Source organism: Hymenobacter sediminicola (assembly GCF_014250515.1).
Lineage (GTDB): Bacteria > Bacteroidota > Bacteroidia > Cytophagales > Hymenobacteraceae > Hymenobacter > Hymenobacter sediminicola.
This window is the reverse complement of record NZ_CP060202.1, coordinates 3,917,501-3,933,749: the sequence shown is the minus strand read 5'-3', so window position 1 is coordinate 3,933,749 and position 16,249 is coordinate 3,917,501. Positions and strand designations below refer to the sequence as shown.

The window sequence follows — 16,249 nt, the reverse complement described above, 5'->3', positions numbered from 1 at the left end:
AAAAGCCCCGCGAGATTCGCGGGGCCTTTGTAAGAAAGCAGAGAGTTGAACTAGCGAGCCAGCTCTACCCAGCCTTTCGTGGTTTTACCGCTCTTGTCGGTCAACAGGTAGTAGTAAACGCCTGCAGGCTGCTCACCACCATCCCAGTTGTTCTGGTAGTTGGCATACTCCTTAATCAGGCGGCCCCAACGGTTGAAGATCTGCACCTTGCTGCCTACTTCTTCAGTTGTCAGCACGAACACGTCGTTTTTGCCGTCTTTGTTGGGCGTGAAGACGTTCGGGATAACCAGGCTCGGAACTTTAACCTCCTGCGTTTTCAGGCTTGGCGTACACTCGGTAGTACCAGCGCGGTTCGAAAGGCGCAGCGTGAATACATATGTACCACCTTCACGTAGGGTCAGGTCGCGGGGAGTAAAGCGGTTCGAGAATACTTGTGCCGTTTCCGTTACGGGGTTGCCGTTAGCGTCAGCGGTGCGCTGGTACGTCCAGCGGGAAGTAACGGAAGCCGTATCGGCCGGCGAAGGGTTGTTGCCTTTCGAGGTATTCACGAAGGAGAAGATACGCGGCGGCACACTCTCTTTGCTGGTGATACCATCCAAATTGAATCCGGGGCGGCCAGTAGCAGTGAAGTTAGCAGTTACTGGAGGCGCAACGCGCACCAGAATAGAGGTGGTATCTACGCAGGTAGCTACCGGGAACTGACGGAAGTCCGTGGCATTAATCCGCACGTAGTAGCGCGTGGTCTGAGTCGGGCGTACCGTAACGTTTTGCTTGTTCTGGTCGGCAGTAGCCAGACCATTGGCCGCGCTCCACTGGTAGGTGTAGGTGGCTAACTTACCGGAGGCGCTTGGCGTACCAATGTTGACCAATACGGAGTCAGGACGGGTAGGAGTGGCCGTCAGGTTTACGGGAGTACCGGCGCACACGAAAGGCTGGGCCGTTGCTGCTACTACTTTGGCTGGGTTGCGCTGCTTCACCGACAGCACGATGATACGGGTCTGCTGACCGATGATTGGGCAACCGTTGTCGCGGATCTGTACCGGAATGCGGAACGTCTGGTTTGTGAACAGTACGTCGGGCTGGATATCGAATATACCAATCGGATTGCGCGTGCCCTGGCCAATTACCCGGAAAGTCCCTACGTCCTGTGGCAGATAAGTAGGCAGCTGAGGCTGGCCTGGCAGCGGAGTGCCTGGGTCGAGGGGAGGGAACGTTACCGTCAGCAAGTCAGCAGGATTCGGGTCGGTGAAACGAACCAGAACACGAGTGTAGTTGCAGGTCGAAGCTTCAATGAAAGTCGAGTCGACGGAGTTAACGATGGAAACACCGGAGTTGGTGTTGTTGCCGGTAGCAACAGGAGCGCCTGGAATAGCATTCGAGCAGTCGATAACTACCACCAGAATGTCGCGACGTACCGAACCGATGAGCGTACGCACACCGTTGATAACCCGGTATTCCGACACTTTACCTACTACTACATACTTGTTTTGCGCCTGCTGCGCTGTAGTAGTGCCTGGAGTGTAGAGGTAGGGGGTGAACGTAAAGCTGCCGTTGCTGGCGTTAAAGCGGAAATCGGGAACAGCCGTTTTTGCTGGGCAGTTACCAGTTACTGAGAAAGAAGCAATAGGGAACGTGGGGCTGTAGGAGCCCAGAGCAGTAGGCAGAATAGCTACGCACGGCTGGCCGTTTTCGGGGGGCAACACAATTACACCACCAGTTCCGGCACCTATTGAATTATACGTGTTGGGGTTGTTGCAGCTCACCAGTGGGCGGTCCAGCGAGTACACCAATTCATCACCATCAATATCCGTAGCCGTAAAGTTGAGGGTAGTCTGCTGCTTCCAGCACACGAACGGTACCGGAACGTTCAGCAGGTCAAATTGGGGCGAGTTGTTCTGAATGGTCTGGCCGTTCGCCAGGTTGTTCAGCGTAGCCTCGTAGTAGATGTTGGTATTGCCGTTGATGTTGGCCAGTTCCGGGCGGGCGTTGTCTTCTACGCTGATGCGCCATTCGGCGGCGGGGTTCAGCGTCACAACGGTGTCGTAGCGGCCGGTTTCGTAGTTGGTGGGCAGGCCGGCGTCGCAGGGGCTGGTGCCGCCGGGAGCGGTAGCGCAGTACGGAGAACCGATGGTAGAGCCTCCCTTCAGAGGTACTGTATAAGTCTGCACCAGCGGGCCTGTGGTAGTACAGCCGGTTGGCCGGCAAACAAACCGGGCAGTGGTATAAAGGTCAGAGCCGCTGCAATCCCGGAATACGCGCAGGATAAGGCGGTAGCGGTTGTTGCCTAAGGATTCGTAGGTCAACTGCCCACCCTGAAAGTGGGAAGCTTCGACGGATTGCATCCCGACAAGAGTCAAACACAACGCCGTGACCAGCAGGTAGGTGGCACGTAACAGTTTTTGCATGGGTGAATTGTTAGTGAGGAAAAGAAACAAAACAGGGTGGAGGAAAAACGCAGCGGTAAGATAAACACATTTTCCTCCAATGACCATACACTCTACAGTCATTTAGAAAAATAAGGCACAAGAATCATGCCTTGAATATGATTCAAACTAGGAGATTTATAACATAATTATGGGATTTATTGCAGAAGTAATACTCTAAAAACTAAACTCGACAGTAGATGAGTAGCTGGCATTAACAAGTAATGTCAGTGACCTACTGCTTTTCTCACAGGAGTTCTAAAGAAACATCGGGTTTCGGCTATAGAGTGGTTGGCTCTTGTGGCTGAGAAGAGAGAAGTTTTGATGAATAAATAGGAGTTAGGTTATGTAATAGGCGGTTTTTTCTATTTATTACAGCTTCATACCGCCCAGATACATTTCTTTTTTCACCCAACCATTCAAACACTTAGCAAGCATGCAGAAACTTTTACAGACTAAAGTTCGGGCTCGCACCTACTGGGGTAGAGCTTTGGCTACCGTAGCTGGTTTAGGGCTGGCAATGAGTACAGCACAGGCCCAGGTAGATACCTACCAGTTTGCCGCTTCCCAGGGTACGTTCACTCCGCTGCCAACTACGGCTACGGTAGTAGCAGCGGTGCAGGATGACGATGCCATATCGGGCGCTATTCCCATCGGCTTTTCGTTTGCCTTCGATGGTGTGCCCTACACCAACGTGTACGCCAGCTCCAACGGCTTTCTCTCGTTCAACAGTGCCGCCTCCAGCAGCCTGACCAACGACCTGGACGCCGCTGCTGCCGCTATTCGCCCGCTGGTAGCGCCCCTCTGGGACGACTTGGCCGGTGAAGGAACCGGTAGCGCCGCCAAGTACCAGACCACAGGCACGGCCCCGAACCGCGTGTTCACCTTCGAGTGGCTGAGCTGGGAATGGAACTACAGTGCTACTGCGCCAGTCGTCTCGTTTCAGGTGAAGCTCTACGAAACCACCAACCGCGTGGAGTTTGTGTACCGCCCCGAAAATGGCACGCCTAACTCGGCCTCGGCCTCCATCGGCATATCGGGAACCTCAACACCTGTTGACTTCCTCTCGCTGAACAATACCAGCGCCTCGCCTACGGCCAGCTCTACGGTGGAAACCACGTCGATTGCCACGGTTCCTGCTTCTGGCCAAGTGTATGCCTTTACGCCGCCTCCGGCTACCGGCTGCCCAACGCCACGCAACCTGACGGTAACTTCTACTACGGCTAACTCCGCTGTTGTAAGCTGGACCGTGACGGGTGGTAGTGGCACGTTCTCCATCAACTACGGTCCTACAGGCTTCACACCGGGTACTGGCGGGCAGACTATTACCAGCGCGACTAACTCGGTAACCATTCCGGGCCTTACTGCCAGCACCGAATATCAGTTCTACGTGACGCAGATCTGCTCGGGCAGCACTTCAGCCCGCTCCAACGCTGGCTCGTTCCGGACAGACTGCGTGACGCCGCTGTATGCGGCCGTGCCGTTCAACGAGACGTTTGAAAGTACTTGGCTCAGCCGGTGCAACACGCGCGACGTGCCCAGCAACAACTGGCGCAACACGCCCCTGACCGGCAACAACTCCTGGCGCCGCGAAGATGATGGTGCTGCTGCCGCCTGGGACTTGGTTGGCAGCTATCTGTACTCGCCAACCGGCGCACAGGGCAGTGCTCACTCGGCCCGTTTTCACAGCGGCTATTCCAGCGCCGGCTTGATCGGGACGATGGATTTGTATGTGAACATGACGGGCGCGGGCAACCGCGAGCTGAGCTTCGACTACATCAACACCAGCGGCACCGACTCGCTGACGGTGCAGATTTCCACCGATGGCGGCCTGACCTTTGGCCCGCAACTGTTGCGCTTTGGCTTGGCTACGGCCTGGCAGCCTAAAACACTGGCGCTGAACACGACTTCGGCTAGTACTGTTATCCGCTTCCGGGCCCGCGCCGACTATGGCTCGACCGATATTGGTCTGGACAACGTGTCGATTGCCTCGTGCGCGCGGGTGAGCAACCTGGCCGTGAGCAACATCACCGGCACCAGCGCCACGGTCAGCTTCGCGCCCATCACGGGCGTGAGCAGCTACACGGTCGTGGCCACGCCCAGCACGGGTCCGGCCGTGACGGTGACGGGCACAGGTTCTCCGGTGCAGCTGACGGGCTTGCAGGGCTTGACGCAGTACACGGTGAGTGTGGTGAGCAGCTGCGCTGTGGGCCAGACGTCGGTGCCGGTGACGGCCAGCTTCACGACCCTGATTCCGCCTACTGTCAACGATGAGCCCTGCAACGCTACTACGCTGACTACTGGCAGCGCACCGCTAGCGTCTTCTAACCTCGGTGCTACTGCTACTGTTGCCAACGGCTACGCCAACCCTGGCTGCTCTACGGCCGCCAATCCGAAGGACGTATGGTTCCGGTTTGTTGCCCCTGCTTCTTCCAATACCTTGTCGGTGCAGGTGACTGGTAACCCGGCTGGGCAAGTACGGCTATTCTCAGCGGCCAGCTGCAACGGCCCGTTCACCCAGATTGCTTGCCAAGGCAGCGCTGGCCCCAACACTGCGGCCGGCCAACTGACTCTGCCTGCTCTGACAGCCGGTACTACCTACTACATCTCGGTATCAGGCTTCGGCTCGAGCGATGCACAAGGACCGTTCACTATTGCAGTTGCCACTATCCTTTCTACAGGTATAGGGCAGTTGCCGCAAGGTGAGGTTAGTGTGTACCCGAACCCCAGCCACGACGGTACTCTGACGTTGAGCCTGCGCGGAATCAACACGACTAGCTCGGTAAAAGCAGAAATGCTGAATGCATTGGGCCAGCGCGTGATGATCCAGCAAGTACCAGTACGTGGTGGCTCTGTAGACCAAGCGCTGCCCGTACAGGGTTTGGCTAAGGGCTTCTACACCCTGCGACTGCAAGTCGGCGAAAATACCATCACTCGTAAGGTGGTGCTCGACTAGTTCGGCTTTACAGGTCCTGAATAAAAAAGAGCGACGCCCAGCGTCGCTCTTTTTTTGTGTGGTAGAGTGGCGTGGAGAGCTTATTCCACCACCAGTTGGCGGGCAAGCACATTGTTGCCCATCTGTGTCTGCAGCATGTAGAGGCCTGGGGCCAATCGGCGGATATCAAGGGTGGCTTCTTTGCGGCCGGCCATGGCTACGGTCTGAACAACACGGCCCAGCGCATCATGTATCGTGAGCGAGCTGCTGGCAGGTTCCGGCAACCGAACTGAAACTGAGCCCGCCGCCGGGTTAGGCCACAGAGCCAACGCATCAGACTGGCGGCTGCGTACAGAATTGGGCGTGTAGGCACGGTTTTCAAGCACCAGAATACGGTCGTCGGTGGTGGCTGGTGCTCCCCGGCCGTCTCGGTTGCTGGTACCGATATAGACGCGCCCCTGTGGTGAGACACAAATAGCGCGCATGCGGCCGTAAGTGCCGGTCCAGATATTGGCTTGGCTGGTTACCTGGTCGCCGGCAGTGTTGAGCTGCAAATTTGTGAGAGTACCGGCTTTCAGGCTGACCATAAGCAGCGAGTTATTCCATTGCGGAATAGCCGGATTGCTATAAGCCGCAATGCCAGCTACTGCCAGGGTAGGAGTGTAGGCCACTAAAGGCTCACGCACGTTGTTGGCGGTGCAGAAGGTTTGCTCGGCTGGCAGGTTGCAGAAGCCTTCCACGTTAGGCCAGCCATAGTTGCGGCCGGGTTCAATCAGGTTCACTTCGTCGTCGTTGTTGGGTCCGTGCTCCGAGCTATAGAGGCGGCCTATTGCTGCCCGGACCAGGCCCTGCGGATTGCGGTGCCCCAACGTATACACCGGGCTGCCGGGTGTCGGGTTGTTGGCCGGTACCGTGCCGTCCAGATTCAGCCGCAGGATCTTGCCATTGAGTGAGGCAATGTTCTGCGCTTCTGGCTGAAGCTGCGCGTCGCCGGTCGTCATCAGCAACGTCTGGTCGGGCAAGATGAGCAGGCGGGAACCGCTGTGCGTGGTGGTAGCGGGCAGGTTGCCGAGTAGTACCAGCGGGTTGGAGAGCGTGCCCGCCGTGGCCGAGTACGTGTAGCGCACCAGCTTTTCCTTTAGAGTACCAGTTTCCGTGTAGTTGTATACGATGTATACATAAGGGCTAAGGCTGAAATCGGGGTGGAGCGCCATGCCCAGCAAGCCACTCTCGCCGGTTTCAGTTACGTCGGCCACAGTCAGCAGCGGTAGTACCTGGCCGGTCGTAGTATTCACGCGGCTGATGCGCCCGCCGCGCTCCGTCATCCACAGAAAACCGTCGGGGCCCCACAGAATTTCCCATGGCGTATCAAGTCCGGTGCTCAGTGCGGAAAGCGTGAGGGTAGTGGTGCCTACCGGATAGGTGGCCAGCGCCGGATTCTGCTGGGCGCAGGCTGGCCCTGCCAAGCCCGCCAGCAGCAGTAGAGTAGCAATGCGTTTCATAATGAAAGGAGTTGATGGTGAAGGAACTATAATTGTCATACTAGGAATGCGCGTCATTGGTTTTTGGCCACAAACTCCGTTAGGTATTCACGTGTAGATTTGCTGAGCCCGGACCTGCCTGGCAGTGTTTATTCAACCACTCCTTCCTGCTTCAACTGTCTGCTATGTCGATTCCCGATTTACAGCATCCTGCTGGTTTCACCATCAGCACTGACTCTTCCCGGCTTGATGTAGCGGCCATCCATCAGTATCTGGCGGAAGAGTCGTATTGGGCAAAGAATATACCGCTGCCTCTGTTGGAAAAGGCTATTGCCAATTCTCTGTGCTTCGGATTGTATGCACCAGATGGCCAGCAGGCTGGCTTTGCACGAGTCGTGACAGACTACGCGACGTTTGCCTGGCTCTGCGACGTATTTGTGCTGCCGGCGTATCGAGGGCAGGGGCTCTCCAAGTGGCTGATGCAGGTGGTGTGGGCACAGGCTGAGCTGCAAGGGCTGCGCCGCCGCATGCTGGCTACTCTCGACGCCCACAGCCTCTATACCCAGTTCGGGTTTGCTCCGCTGGCCGCACCGGACCGGTTTCTGGAAATCCGGCTTCCAAACCCTTACGGGGCAGAAACGGCAAATTAACCTCACTGCTGCTCGTAAGCAGGAGAGGCAATAAGCCAATAAAAAATAGGCAAAAGCTAATGGCTGCCTCAAGGTATATTTAGCCCAAATTAGAATTGAACTGACTTCGGGCAGCACTATTTTTCACTTTTACCTCCTACTCTATGCATCTACGCTTACTCGCGTGTCAGGTGTCCTGTCGTTCGGCTATTGGCTGCTGGCCGCTGTTGCTATTATTCTGGCTATACGCGGCAACTGGTGCCCGGGCCCAGACGGTTACCGTTGGGTCTACTGGGGTGCCGGTGGGCGCACCCGCAACCAGTTCCTACCTGTACGGGCCTATTTATCGTTCGGCCAATGATGCAGGTTCTCTATTCAACTACTCCCGCTACGCCCACCTCTACACGCCAGCCGAACTAGGACTGCCGGCCGGCGCTACCATCACGGCGCTGGCTTGGCTGAAATCGGATGCTGGGACTGTGACGGGCACCAACACCTTCACCATATTACTGGAAAACTCGGGCCTAGCCGGCTTAGGTACCTCCCAAATGTGGAGCACACTGTCGGCTGCTGCGTCCTCGGTATATAGTTCGAATACGCAGCAGGTAACTGGCGTAGCCGGCGACTATTTTAGTGTTACGCTGACGCAACCCTTCGTCTACACAGGTGGCAATCTATTGGTGCTTACCGACTGGGAAAAGCAAGGTTCGGCTTCTGCTCCCGTCAATTTCGTGACCAACCCTGCCGTCGGTTTCGGCTTGGGCTTCGCTAGCAACCTAGCCCTGACGGGCGCTACCAGCCTGACCAGCGTCTCATATGGCGACCGGCGGCCTACGCTACGCATCACCTACACTCCTGGTGGCCCTTGCTCAGCCCCGCCCACGGCCGGTACCGCGCAGGCTTCTGCTACCTCGCCTTGTGCGGGCACCACCGTTGTGCTGTCGTTGCAGGGGGCTTCGTACGGCACTGGCATGGACTACCAGTGGCAGGAATCGGCCAACGGTAGTGCGTACACCGACATTGCAGGTGCTACCAACCCCACCTACACAACCCCGACTCTCACGGCCTCGCGCTACTACCGGGCCCGCCTCACGTGCAGTGGCCAATCGGCTACGTCGGCGCCCGTGCAGGTGTCCGTGAATGTGCCCGCCTACGCTACCCTGCCACTGACCCAGAGCTTCGAAAGTGCCTGGAACGATGTGTGTGATACGCGTGATGCTGCCTCCGCTAGCTGGCGCGCCAATCCGGCGTCGGGCAACAATGCATGGCGCCGCGACGATGACGGTATTTCCGCTGCCTGGACCAGCCCAACGGTAGGGCTGTATACGCCTACCGGCAGCCAGGGCAACCGCTCCGCACGCTTCCACAGCTACTATGCCGGCACAGGTAATAGCGGCAACCTTGACCTGTATGTGAACATGAGTGCTGCCGGCAACAAAGTGCTGACGTTCGACTACATCAACACCGCCGGCAATGACTCGCTGAAAATTCTGGTATCAACGGACGGCGGGGCCACGTTTGGCGCTCCGGTGCTGCGGTTGGGCATGAGCGGTACGGCGGCGCAAGGCTTAGTGCCGCAAAGTGCCAGCATTACTTCTACCTCGGCCACCACGGTTGTCCGTTTTCAGGGCAAGGTAACGACGACTTTCACGACGGATATTGGCGTTGATAACGTGGCGCTGGATGTGCTGAGCGGCGCTCCGAACTGTGCTATCAACTTCGTGCCGGCTAACAATGCCACTAGCGTAGCGCGCACTCCTACTATTACGTGGGCCAGTGGTGGCGGCGTAGCTACCAGCTACGACGTGTATTTCGGCACCACGGCAACTCCCGCTTTTGTCGGCAACCAAACTACCACATCGTATACGCCTGCTGCGCTGCAGGCCAACACCGACTACTACTACCGGATAGTGCCGCGCAATGCCAACGGTGCGGCTACAGGCTGCTCCGTAGTGAAGTTCACTACGACTTCAACCTTCACGTACTGCAACACCAATCTGGGGGCCTACTGCGGAACCGGCAACGCCAACATTGCGTCCGTCACCATTTCTACGCTGAGCAACCTGAACTCCGGGTGCAACACCATCAACGGCAGCGGCTATACCTCGTACCCCGCTTCGGGCACCACCACCACCACACTGCTCCAGAGCCTGACTTACCAGTTGGGCGTCACGACGCCGGAAGCAGGTATTATCTCTGCCTGGATTGATTTCAACCAGAACGGCACGTTTGAAGCTTCAGAATGGACGCAGGTCACGACCAGCAGCATTGCCGGCCAGCCCGCCACTACAACCATCACGATTCCGCTGACCGCACCTCTGGGCCAGACAGGCCTGCGCATCCGTAGCCGCCTCATTGGCAACGTGAACGGTGCCGGCGACGCCTGTGTCAATTTTGGCTCGGGCGAAACCGAAGACTACATTATCACCGTTGGAGCCGCTCCAAGCTGCGCTCCGCCCACTGCCCTGAACGCCGCCAACATCACCACAACCGGTGCCACCCTGAGCTTCATGCCGGGTACGGCTGGTATTGGCTTCTCGGTGATTTATGGCGCGCCGGGCTTCAACCCGGCTACAGCCGGCACTACCCTCACCACTACCGGCGCTGCAGTAAACGCAACTGGCTTGGCGCCAAACACAGCGTATCAGTTTTATGTGGTGAAAAACTGCGGCAACGGCGACGTAAGCCAGGCTGCGGGTCCGTTTAGCTTCACCACCGCCTGCTTGCCACCTACCTACGCCACGCTGCCGGTTTTGGAAAGCTTCGAGAATACCTGGGCCAGCGGCTGTAACACCAGCGACATTCCGACCACCAGCTGGCGCAACGACCCGGCCACTGGCAATACCTCCTGGCGCCGCGACGATGATGGGGCTTCAGCCGGCTGGACCAGCCCGACGGTTGGCGTGTATACGCCCGCAGCCAGCCAAGGCAGCCGCTCCGCGCGCTTCCATAGCTACTATGCTGGCGCCAATTCCGTGGGCAGCCTCGACCTGTTCGTCAATTTGAGTGCTGCTGGCACCAAACGTCTGTTGTTTGACTACATCAACACTGCCGGCAACGACTCGCTGTTTGTCTTTGTGTCAAATGATGGGGGCAATACGTTCGGGGCGGCCGTGGCTAAGCTGGGCATTAGCGGAACGGTTGCTCAAGGGTTCCAGGCTCAGAATATCACGCTGGCGGGCACTTCGGCTACCACTGTCATTCGGTTCCGCGCCAAAGTAACCACTGCTTTCACCTCCGACCTCGGCATCGATAACGTGCGGGTGGAATCGTTGAATGGCTGTCTGGCGCCGGTAGGTCTGGCGGTAATAAGCACCACAGCCACTTCAGCAAGCGTATCGTGGGTCAGCGCCGGTACCGGCACCTATACCGTGTTCTATGGTCCAACGGGCTTCACGCCGGGCGATGTGGGTAGCCAGCAGCTTACTGGCATCACGGGTACCAGCACCACTATTGCTGGCCTAACCGCCAGCACCGAATACCAGTTCTATGTGCGCCAGGACTGCGGTGGCACTTCTTCTGGAAATGTTGGCCCTATTACGTTCCGGACAGACTGCGTGACGCCGCTGTATGCGGCCGTGCCGTTCAACGAGACGTTTGAAAGCACTTGGCTCAGCCGGTGCAACACGCGCGACGTGCCCAGCAACAACTGGCGCAACACGCCCCTGACCGGCAACAACTCCTGGCGCCGCGAAGATGATGGCGCCGCCGCTGCCTGGACCAGCCCAACGGTTGGTGCCTATACCCAGGCTGGCGCACAGGGCAGTGCTCACTCAGCCCGCTTCCATACATACTACGCCGCCAGCGGCCAGATCGGGACGATGGACTTGTATGTGAACATGACGGGCGCGGGCAACCGGGAGCTGAGCTTTGACTACATCAACACCAGCGGCACCGACTCGCTGACGGTGCAGATTTCCACTGATGGCGGCCTGACCTTCGGCCCGCAACTGTTGCGCTTGGGTGTAGCAGCCAATTTCCAACCAAAAACGTTGACCTTGAGTAGCAATTCGGCCACTACTGTTATTCGCTTCCGGGCTCGTTCCGATTACGGCACCACCGATATTGGTCTGGACAACGTGTCGATTGCCTCGTGCGCGCGGGTGAGCAACCTGGCCGTGAGCAACATCACCGGCACCAGCGCCACGGTCAGCTTCGCGCCCATCACGGGCGTGAGCAGCTACACGGTCGTGGCCACGCCCAGCACGGGTCCGGCCGTGACGGTGACGGGCACAGGTTCTCCGGTGCAGCTGACGGGCTTGCAGGGCTTGACGCAGTACACGGTGAGTGTGGTCAGCAGCTGCGCTGTGGGCCAGACGTCGGTGCCGGTGACGGCCAGCTTCACGACCCTGATTCCGCCCACTGTCAACGATGAGCCCTGCAACGCTACTACGCTGCCACTGGGCACGGGGACTTACGGCGCTGTTGTCTCTGGCAATAGTTTAGGCGCTACGTTTACCATTCCCAATGGTTATTCTGCAATCGGCTGCGTGCTGGCTAGCTCTCCCAAAGACGTATGGTTTGAATTCACGACGCCGGCTGGCTCCGCTACGCCAGTAAGCATTGTCGTGGGTAGGGGGCCAGCCGGCCAGGTGCGGGTATTCTCGGCGGCCAGCTGCAATGGGCCGTTCACCCAGATTGCCTGCCAGGGAGCTGCTGCCACGAACACTGCCGCTAGCGGTCTGGTAGTAAGCAACCTGTCGGCGGCTACCCGCTACTTCGTGGCTGTGTCGGCCTTTGGCTCCAACGACCCACAGGGCGCCTTTACCATTCAGGCGGGTACTGGCGTGCTATCCAGCAAAAACGAGTTGCCGGGCGGCGAGGTCAGCGTGTACCCCAACCCCAGCCATACCGGCTCATTCACTCTCGATATTCGTGGAGCCAGTGGCAGTACTAGCGGCCAGACAGTGCTTATCAACTCGCTTGGCCAGACCGTGCTTGTCCAGTCGGTAGCCGTGCGCGCTGGCGTAGTGAAGCAGTCATTCGATGTAGCGCATCTGGCTAAGGGGCTGTACACGCTGCGCGTACAGGTTGCGGGCCACACCATCACCCGCAAAGTGGTGCTCGACTAATAACAGCGCTGCATATAGCTTACCCAAAAAAAGGGGAGGAGCTTTCCTTCCCTTTTTTCATGCTCCCTCACGCCATTTCTGCTGCCGCTGGCCCACGTTGAAGCGCGGACTGCTAATATTGCCTGCGCTTTCAGTTCTTACATTCCTCTGTTGCTCTCCATGAAGTTTACTTTCCATCGGCTTGTTCTGCCGGCCGTGCTGGTAGTGCTAGCTGCCTGCTCTGAGCAGAAGAAGCCTCAAACGCAACAAGCTGCCCCGCCTGTAGCCGCCACCCGGCCCGACACAGCAGCTGCGCCGCCACCACTCCCAGCCCGGCCCGATACTGCCTACACCCACGATGTAGCCGCCTATCTGGCAGGCCAGCAGGTGAGCCAACGCAGCACCTTGCGTCCTCTCACTGCGCTGCCCGCCTGGCAGGCCTTTGCTACCGATGCAGAAAAAAGCTGGACCAACTACCATACAACCCGCACCAACAAAATAGAGCAGTGGGCTGCCACCGAACTGGATTCAGTGCGGGCCGCCAGCTCCACCGTATTCTATCCATTCAGTGGCCCCGATCTGCTGAATGTGGTGACCATGTTCCCGGGCAGCAAAACCTACGTGTTGGTAGGCTTGGAGCCGGTTGGCTCTGTGCCGCGCCGTGCTACTCTCGAAAACCCCAAGCTGTTTCCGGCCGTGAAAGCCTCGCTTTGGTCAGTGCTTAATTTCAGCTTCTTCCGCACCAACGACATGGCCATCGACCTTAAATCGTTGGAGCTAGATGGCGCCCTGCCTCTAATGATGCTGTTCGCCACCCGCACCGGTCACCAGATTCAGGATATTCGGTATGTACAGCTCAACACCGACGGCCAGCTTACCGCCGCCGACAGTGCCATCATCCGCAAGCCCGGCCCCAAAGTCATTCCCGGCGTCGAAATGACCATGCTCAGCAAAACAGGGGAGGAGCAAACGGTATATTACTTCTCCGCTGACATCAGCGACTGGAAGATGGGAACCAACAAGGAGGCTGTGATGCAGTACGCCAAAAGCCTCGGGCCTTTCACTACCTACATCAAGTCGGCCACCTACCTGATGCACAAAGCGTATTTCAGCAAAGTCCGCAACCTCATTCTGCAGCAGAGCAACTACATTTTGCAGGACGACTCCGGCATTGCCATGAAGTATTTCCGCCCCACCGATTGGCACCTAACGTACTATGGCACCTACAAGCGGCCCATCAACCTGTTTGCCAACCGCTACCAGCCCGAGCTGACCAAAGCCTACGCCGATACCACCAACCGGCCGCGTCCTCTGCCGTTCGGCACCGGCTACAACTGGCGTCAGAACGATTCCAATCTGCTCCTAGCCCGCCGACAGCAGGCACTTTAGTTTCTTCCTAATTTATGCGTACTACTCTATAGTATATAGAGTGCATTGGAAGCCACAGCCTCGGTTGTGGCTTCTTCGCTGCTGGGTTTGCCCGTACTGTGGGCGAAATAGCACTCCTGATGCCCTCTTTCTGCGTTTAAACCGTTTGGGACAATACAACTTCTGATGCGCTCCTCTTATTTTCTTCTGGTAGTTGTTTCGGCGCTACTTGTTGTAGCAGGGCCCTTTGTACTGGTAGGTGGTATCTCCGTACCTCGTCAGTCACATTCTGCAGTTCAGGCCTCACCAGATAGTCCCTTGCTTGATAGTTTGCTCCGTACCGATGCCAGCTTAGCGCCTATCGTCGCTCGCGCTTCCGACTACGAATTGCAGATCATCTATACCCAAATCAACCGAGACGCGCAGAATCAACCACATTTCGTTCAGCATTCCTTCCACCTCAACGCCCAGCAGTATTTCAATCCGGCCAGCTTAGTGAAGCTACCAACTGCTGCGCTGGCACTCGAAAAGCTCAATCTTCTGAAGCAGCCCGGACTCAACCGGCGTAGTGCCATGGCAACCCGCACAGCCTTTCGGTGCCAGACGGCGGCTGCCTACAATCCGGCCGCAGATTCTGACCGCGTCAATACAGTTGGGAACTACATCAAGCGCATGTTGCTCGTCAGCGACAACGGAGCTTACAACCGTCTGTATGAGTTTCTAGGTCAGCGCCCACTTAATGAGCGACTAGCGCAGCTTGGCTACCCCGAGGCCCGCATTGTACGCCGTTTTGCGCCCTGCGACACAGTTGCTAATCGACACACCAATCCCATCGACTTCTACAGCTCCACCACGAAGCAGCTAGTCTATCAGCAAAAAGCCGTTTTCAATGCCACAGCATTCAACTATCCGCTAGGCCAAGTTCTCAAAGGCAAAGCTCATCAAGCTGGTGGCCGTATTATTCAGAAACCATATGACTTCACCACCGCCAATTATCTGCCCCTCCAGAACGTAACTGATATTCTGAAGGCCATCATATTCCCAGAGGCTATACCAGCTAACCAGCAATTTCAGCTCAATGCTGCCGATTATGCCTTCCTGCGCCACTATCTGCACCAGACTCCACATGGCTCCGGTTATCAGCCCTATACTTCCGAAATGTATTTTGATGCCTACAAAAAGTACCTCTACTACGGACGCAGTCCCAAAGTACCTGCTGAATCTGCAGTACACATATATAATGTAGTAGGCATGTCACACGGCTACCTCGCCGATGTAGCCTACTTCGCCGACTCTACCCGGAATAGTGAGTTTATGCTCAGCGCTGTCATCTACGTGAATAAGGATGGCATTATCAACGACGGTGCCTACGAATACACCAGCGTTGGATTGCCTTTTCTAAAGCGACTAGGCCAAGTCATACACCACTATGAAACTACACGTCCTCGCTTATATGCCCCAGATTTAACCGATTTCTTCAGCGTAGAAATGGCGCGCTAACATTTTTTTACTTCGTAGTGAACTAACGGCTTCGGATAAGTAGTTCTGTCACAGCGTCCGGGGCACCCGCTGGATGGCCCGCTGCGCAGCTAGGGGTAGAAAAGTTGGCCAGTAGTGTTGCAAACCTGGTATACGCTGCCTACTTTTGCACTCCCAATCCGAAACGCGGAGGGGAGGCCTGGCTAGCCGGGCCGGAAAAGAAAGTTAAGTGGCGGGGTAGCAAACGTAGAAAAGTCTACTTACCTTTGCAGCCCGCTTCGGAAGGAAACGGAACCCGCTTCGAAAAAAAAGTTTGCTTGCGTGCTTGCAAACAAAGAAAAGAAGCTGCTACCTTTGCAGCCCGCTTCGATCGGAGGCGGCACGAGTTCTGAGAAAAACCCTAAAACGTTTTTCTGGCAGGATTTGGAAAGTCAGAAAAGGGAGTTACCTTTGCAGCCCGCCGCGCCTCGACCGAGAGGCGGAGCGGACAGGCCAAGAAAAAAAGAACATCTTTTTCTTGGTTGTAGCAAAAACGGTGTTACCTTTGCAGCCCGCTTCGATCGGAAGCCGGCACACCGACTCACAAGTAGAGTCACTACGTTGTTTCAAATGCGAAACGACGCACGTTCTTTGAATGGATGGAAAGACAAATGAAAGGGCTTCTTTCCCTGGGCTTCGGCGCAGGAACACGAGAGAAGACCACGCGTAGAAATAAGAAGTAAACAGCTCGTTAACACGAGTCGGATCAGCACTCGACATCGTCTGTGGTTCGCCACAGATTAGGATTTTTATACAATGGAGAGTTTGATCCTGGCTCAGGATGAACGCTAGCGGCAGGCCTAATACATGCAAGTCGAACGGGTGTAGCAATACACTAGTGGCG

General features: G+C 56.8%; 7 protein-coding genes and 1 rRNA gene (1 of these 8 only partly in view). 6 read left to right on the top strand and 2 right to left on the bottom strand.

The window, feature by feature from the left end; translation table 11 throughout:
• Positions 1-50: 50 nt before the first annotated feature.
• Complete coding sequence (locus H4317_RS16855) at positions 51-2,405, bottom strand: T9SS type B sorting domain-containing protein (protein ID WP_185887720.1); 2,355 nt, start codon at positions 2,403-2,405, stop codon at positions 51-53.
• 454 nt (positions 2,406-2,859) lie between these two features.
• On the opposite strand from H4317_RS16855, the gene H4317_RS16850 reads away from it, so the two are divergent.
• On the top strand, positions 2,860-5,379 hold the full coding sequence (locus H4317_RS16850; RefSeq protein WP_185887719.1) for a fibronectin type III domain-containing protein: 2,520 nt from the start codon (positions 2,860-2,862) through the stop codon (positions 5,377-5,379).
• 80 nt (positions 5,380-5,459) lie between these two features.
• Here the strand turns inward: H4317_RS16850 and H4317_RS16845 are convergent, their stop codons facing one another.
• Positions 5,460-6,860, bottom strand: coding sequence for a PQQ-dependent sugar dehydrogenase (locus H4317_RS16845; RefSeq protein WP_185887718.1), 1,401 nt, complete (start codon positions 6,858-6,860; stop codon positions 5,460-5,462).
• 164 nt (positions 6,861-7,024) lie between these two features.
• On the opposite strand from H4317_RS16845, the gene H4317_RS16840 reads away from it, so the two are divergent.
• The 5 genes from H4317_RS16840 to H4317_RS16820 form a co-directional block, all read left to right on the top strand.
• Entirely contained in the window at positions 7,025-7,489 is a 465-nt protein-coding gene (locus H4317_RS16840; protein ID WP_185887717.1) for a GNAT family N-acetyltransferase, read from the top strand.
• 143 nt (positions 7,490-7,632) lie between these two features.
• On the top strand, positions 7,633-12,540 hold the full coding sequence (locus H4317_RS16835; protein ID WP_185887716.1) for a beta strand repeat-containing protein: 4,908 nt from the start codon (positions 7,633-7,635) through the stop codon (positions 12,538-12,540).
• A 159-nt stretch (positions 12,541-12,699) separates the two neighbouring features.
• A complete protein-coding gene (locus tag H4317_RS16830; RefSeq protein WP_185887715.1) occupies positions 12,700-13,908 on the top strand; it encodes a hypothetical protein in 1,209 nt (402 codons plus the stop codon).
• Positions 13,909-14,217: 309 nt separating this feature from the next.
• Positions 14,218-15,387 (top strand): serine hydrolase, encoded by a 1,170-nt coding sequence (locus H4317_RS16825; protein ID WP_185887714.1) that lies wholly within the window; start codon positions 14,218-14,220, stop codon positions 15,385-15,387.
• A gap of 771 nt (positions 15,388-16,158) precedes the next feature.
• Positions 16,159-16,249, top strand: a 16S ribosomal RNA gene (locus H4317_RS16820) (it continues 1,422 nt past the right edge of the window).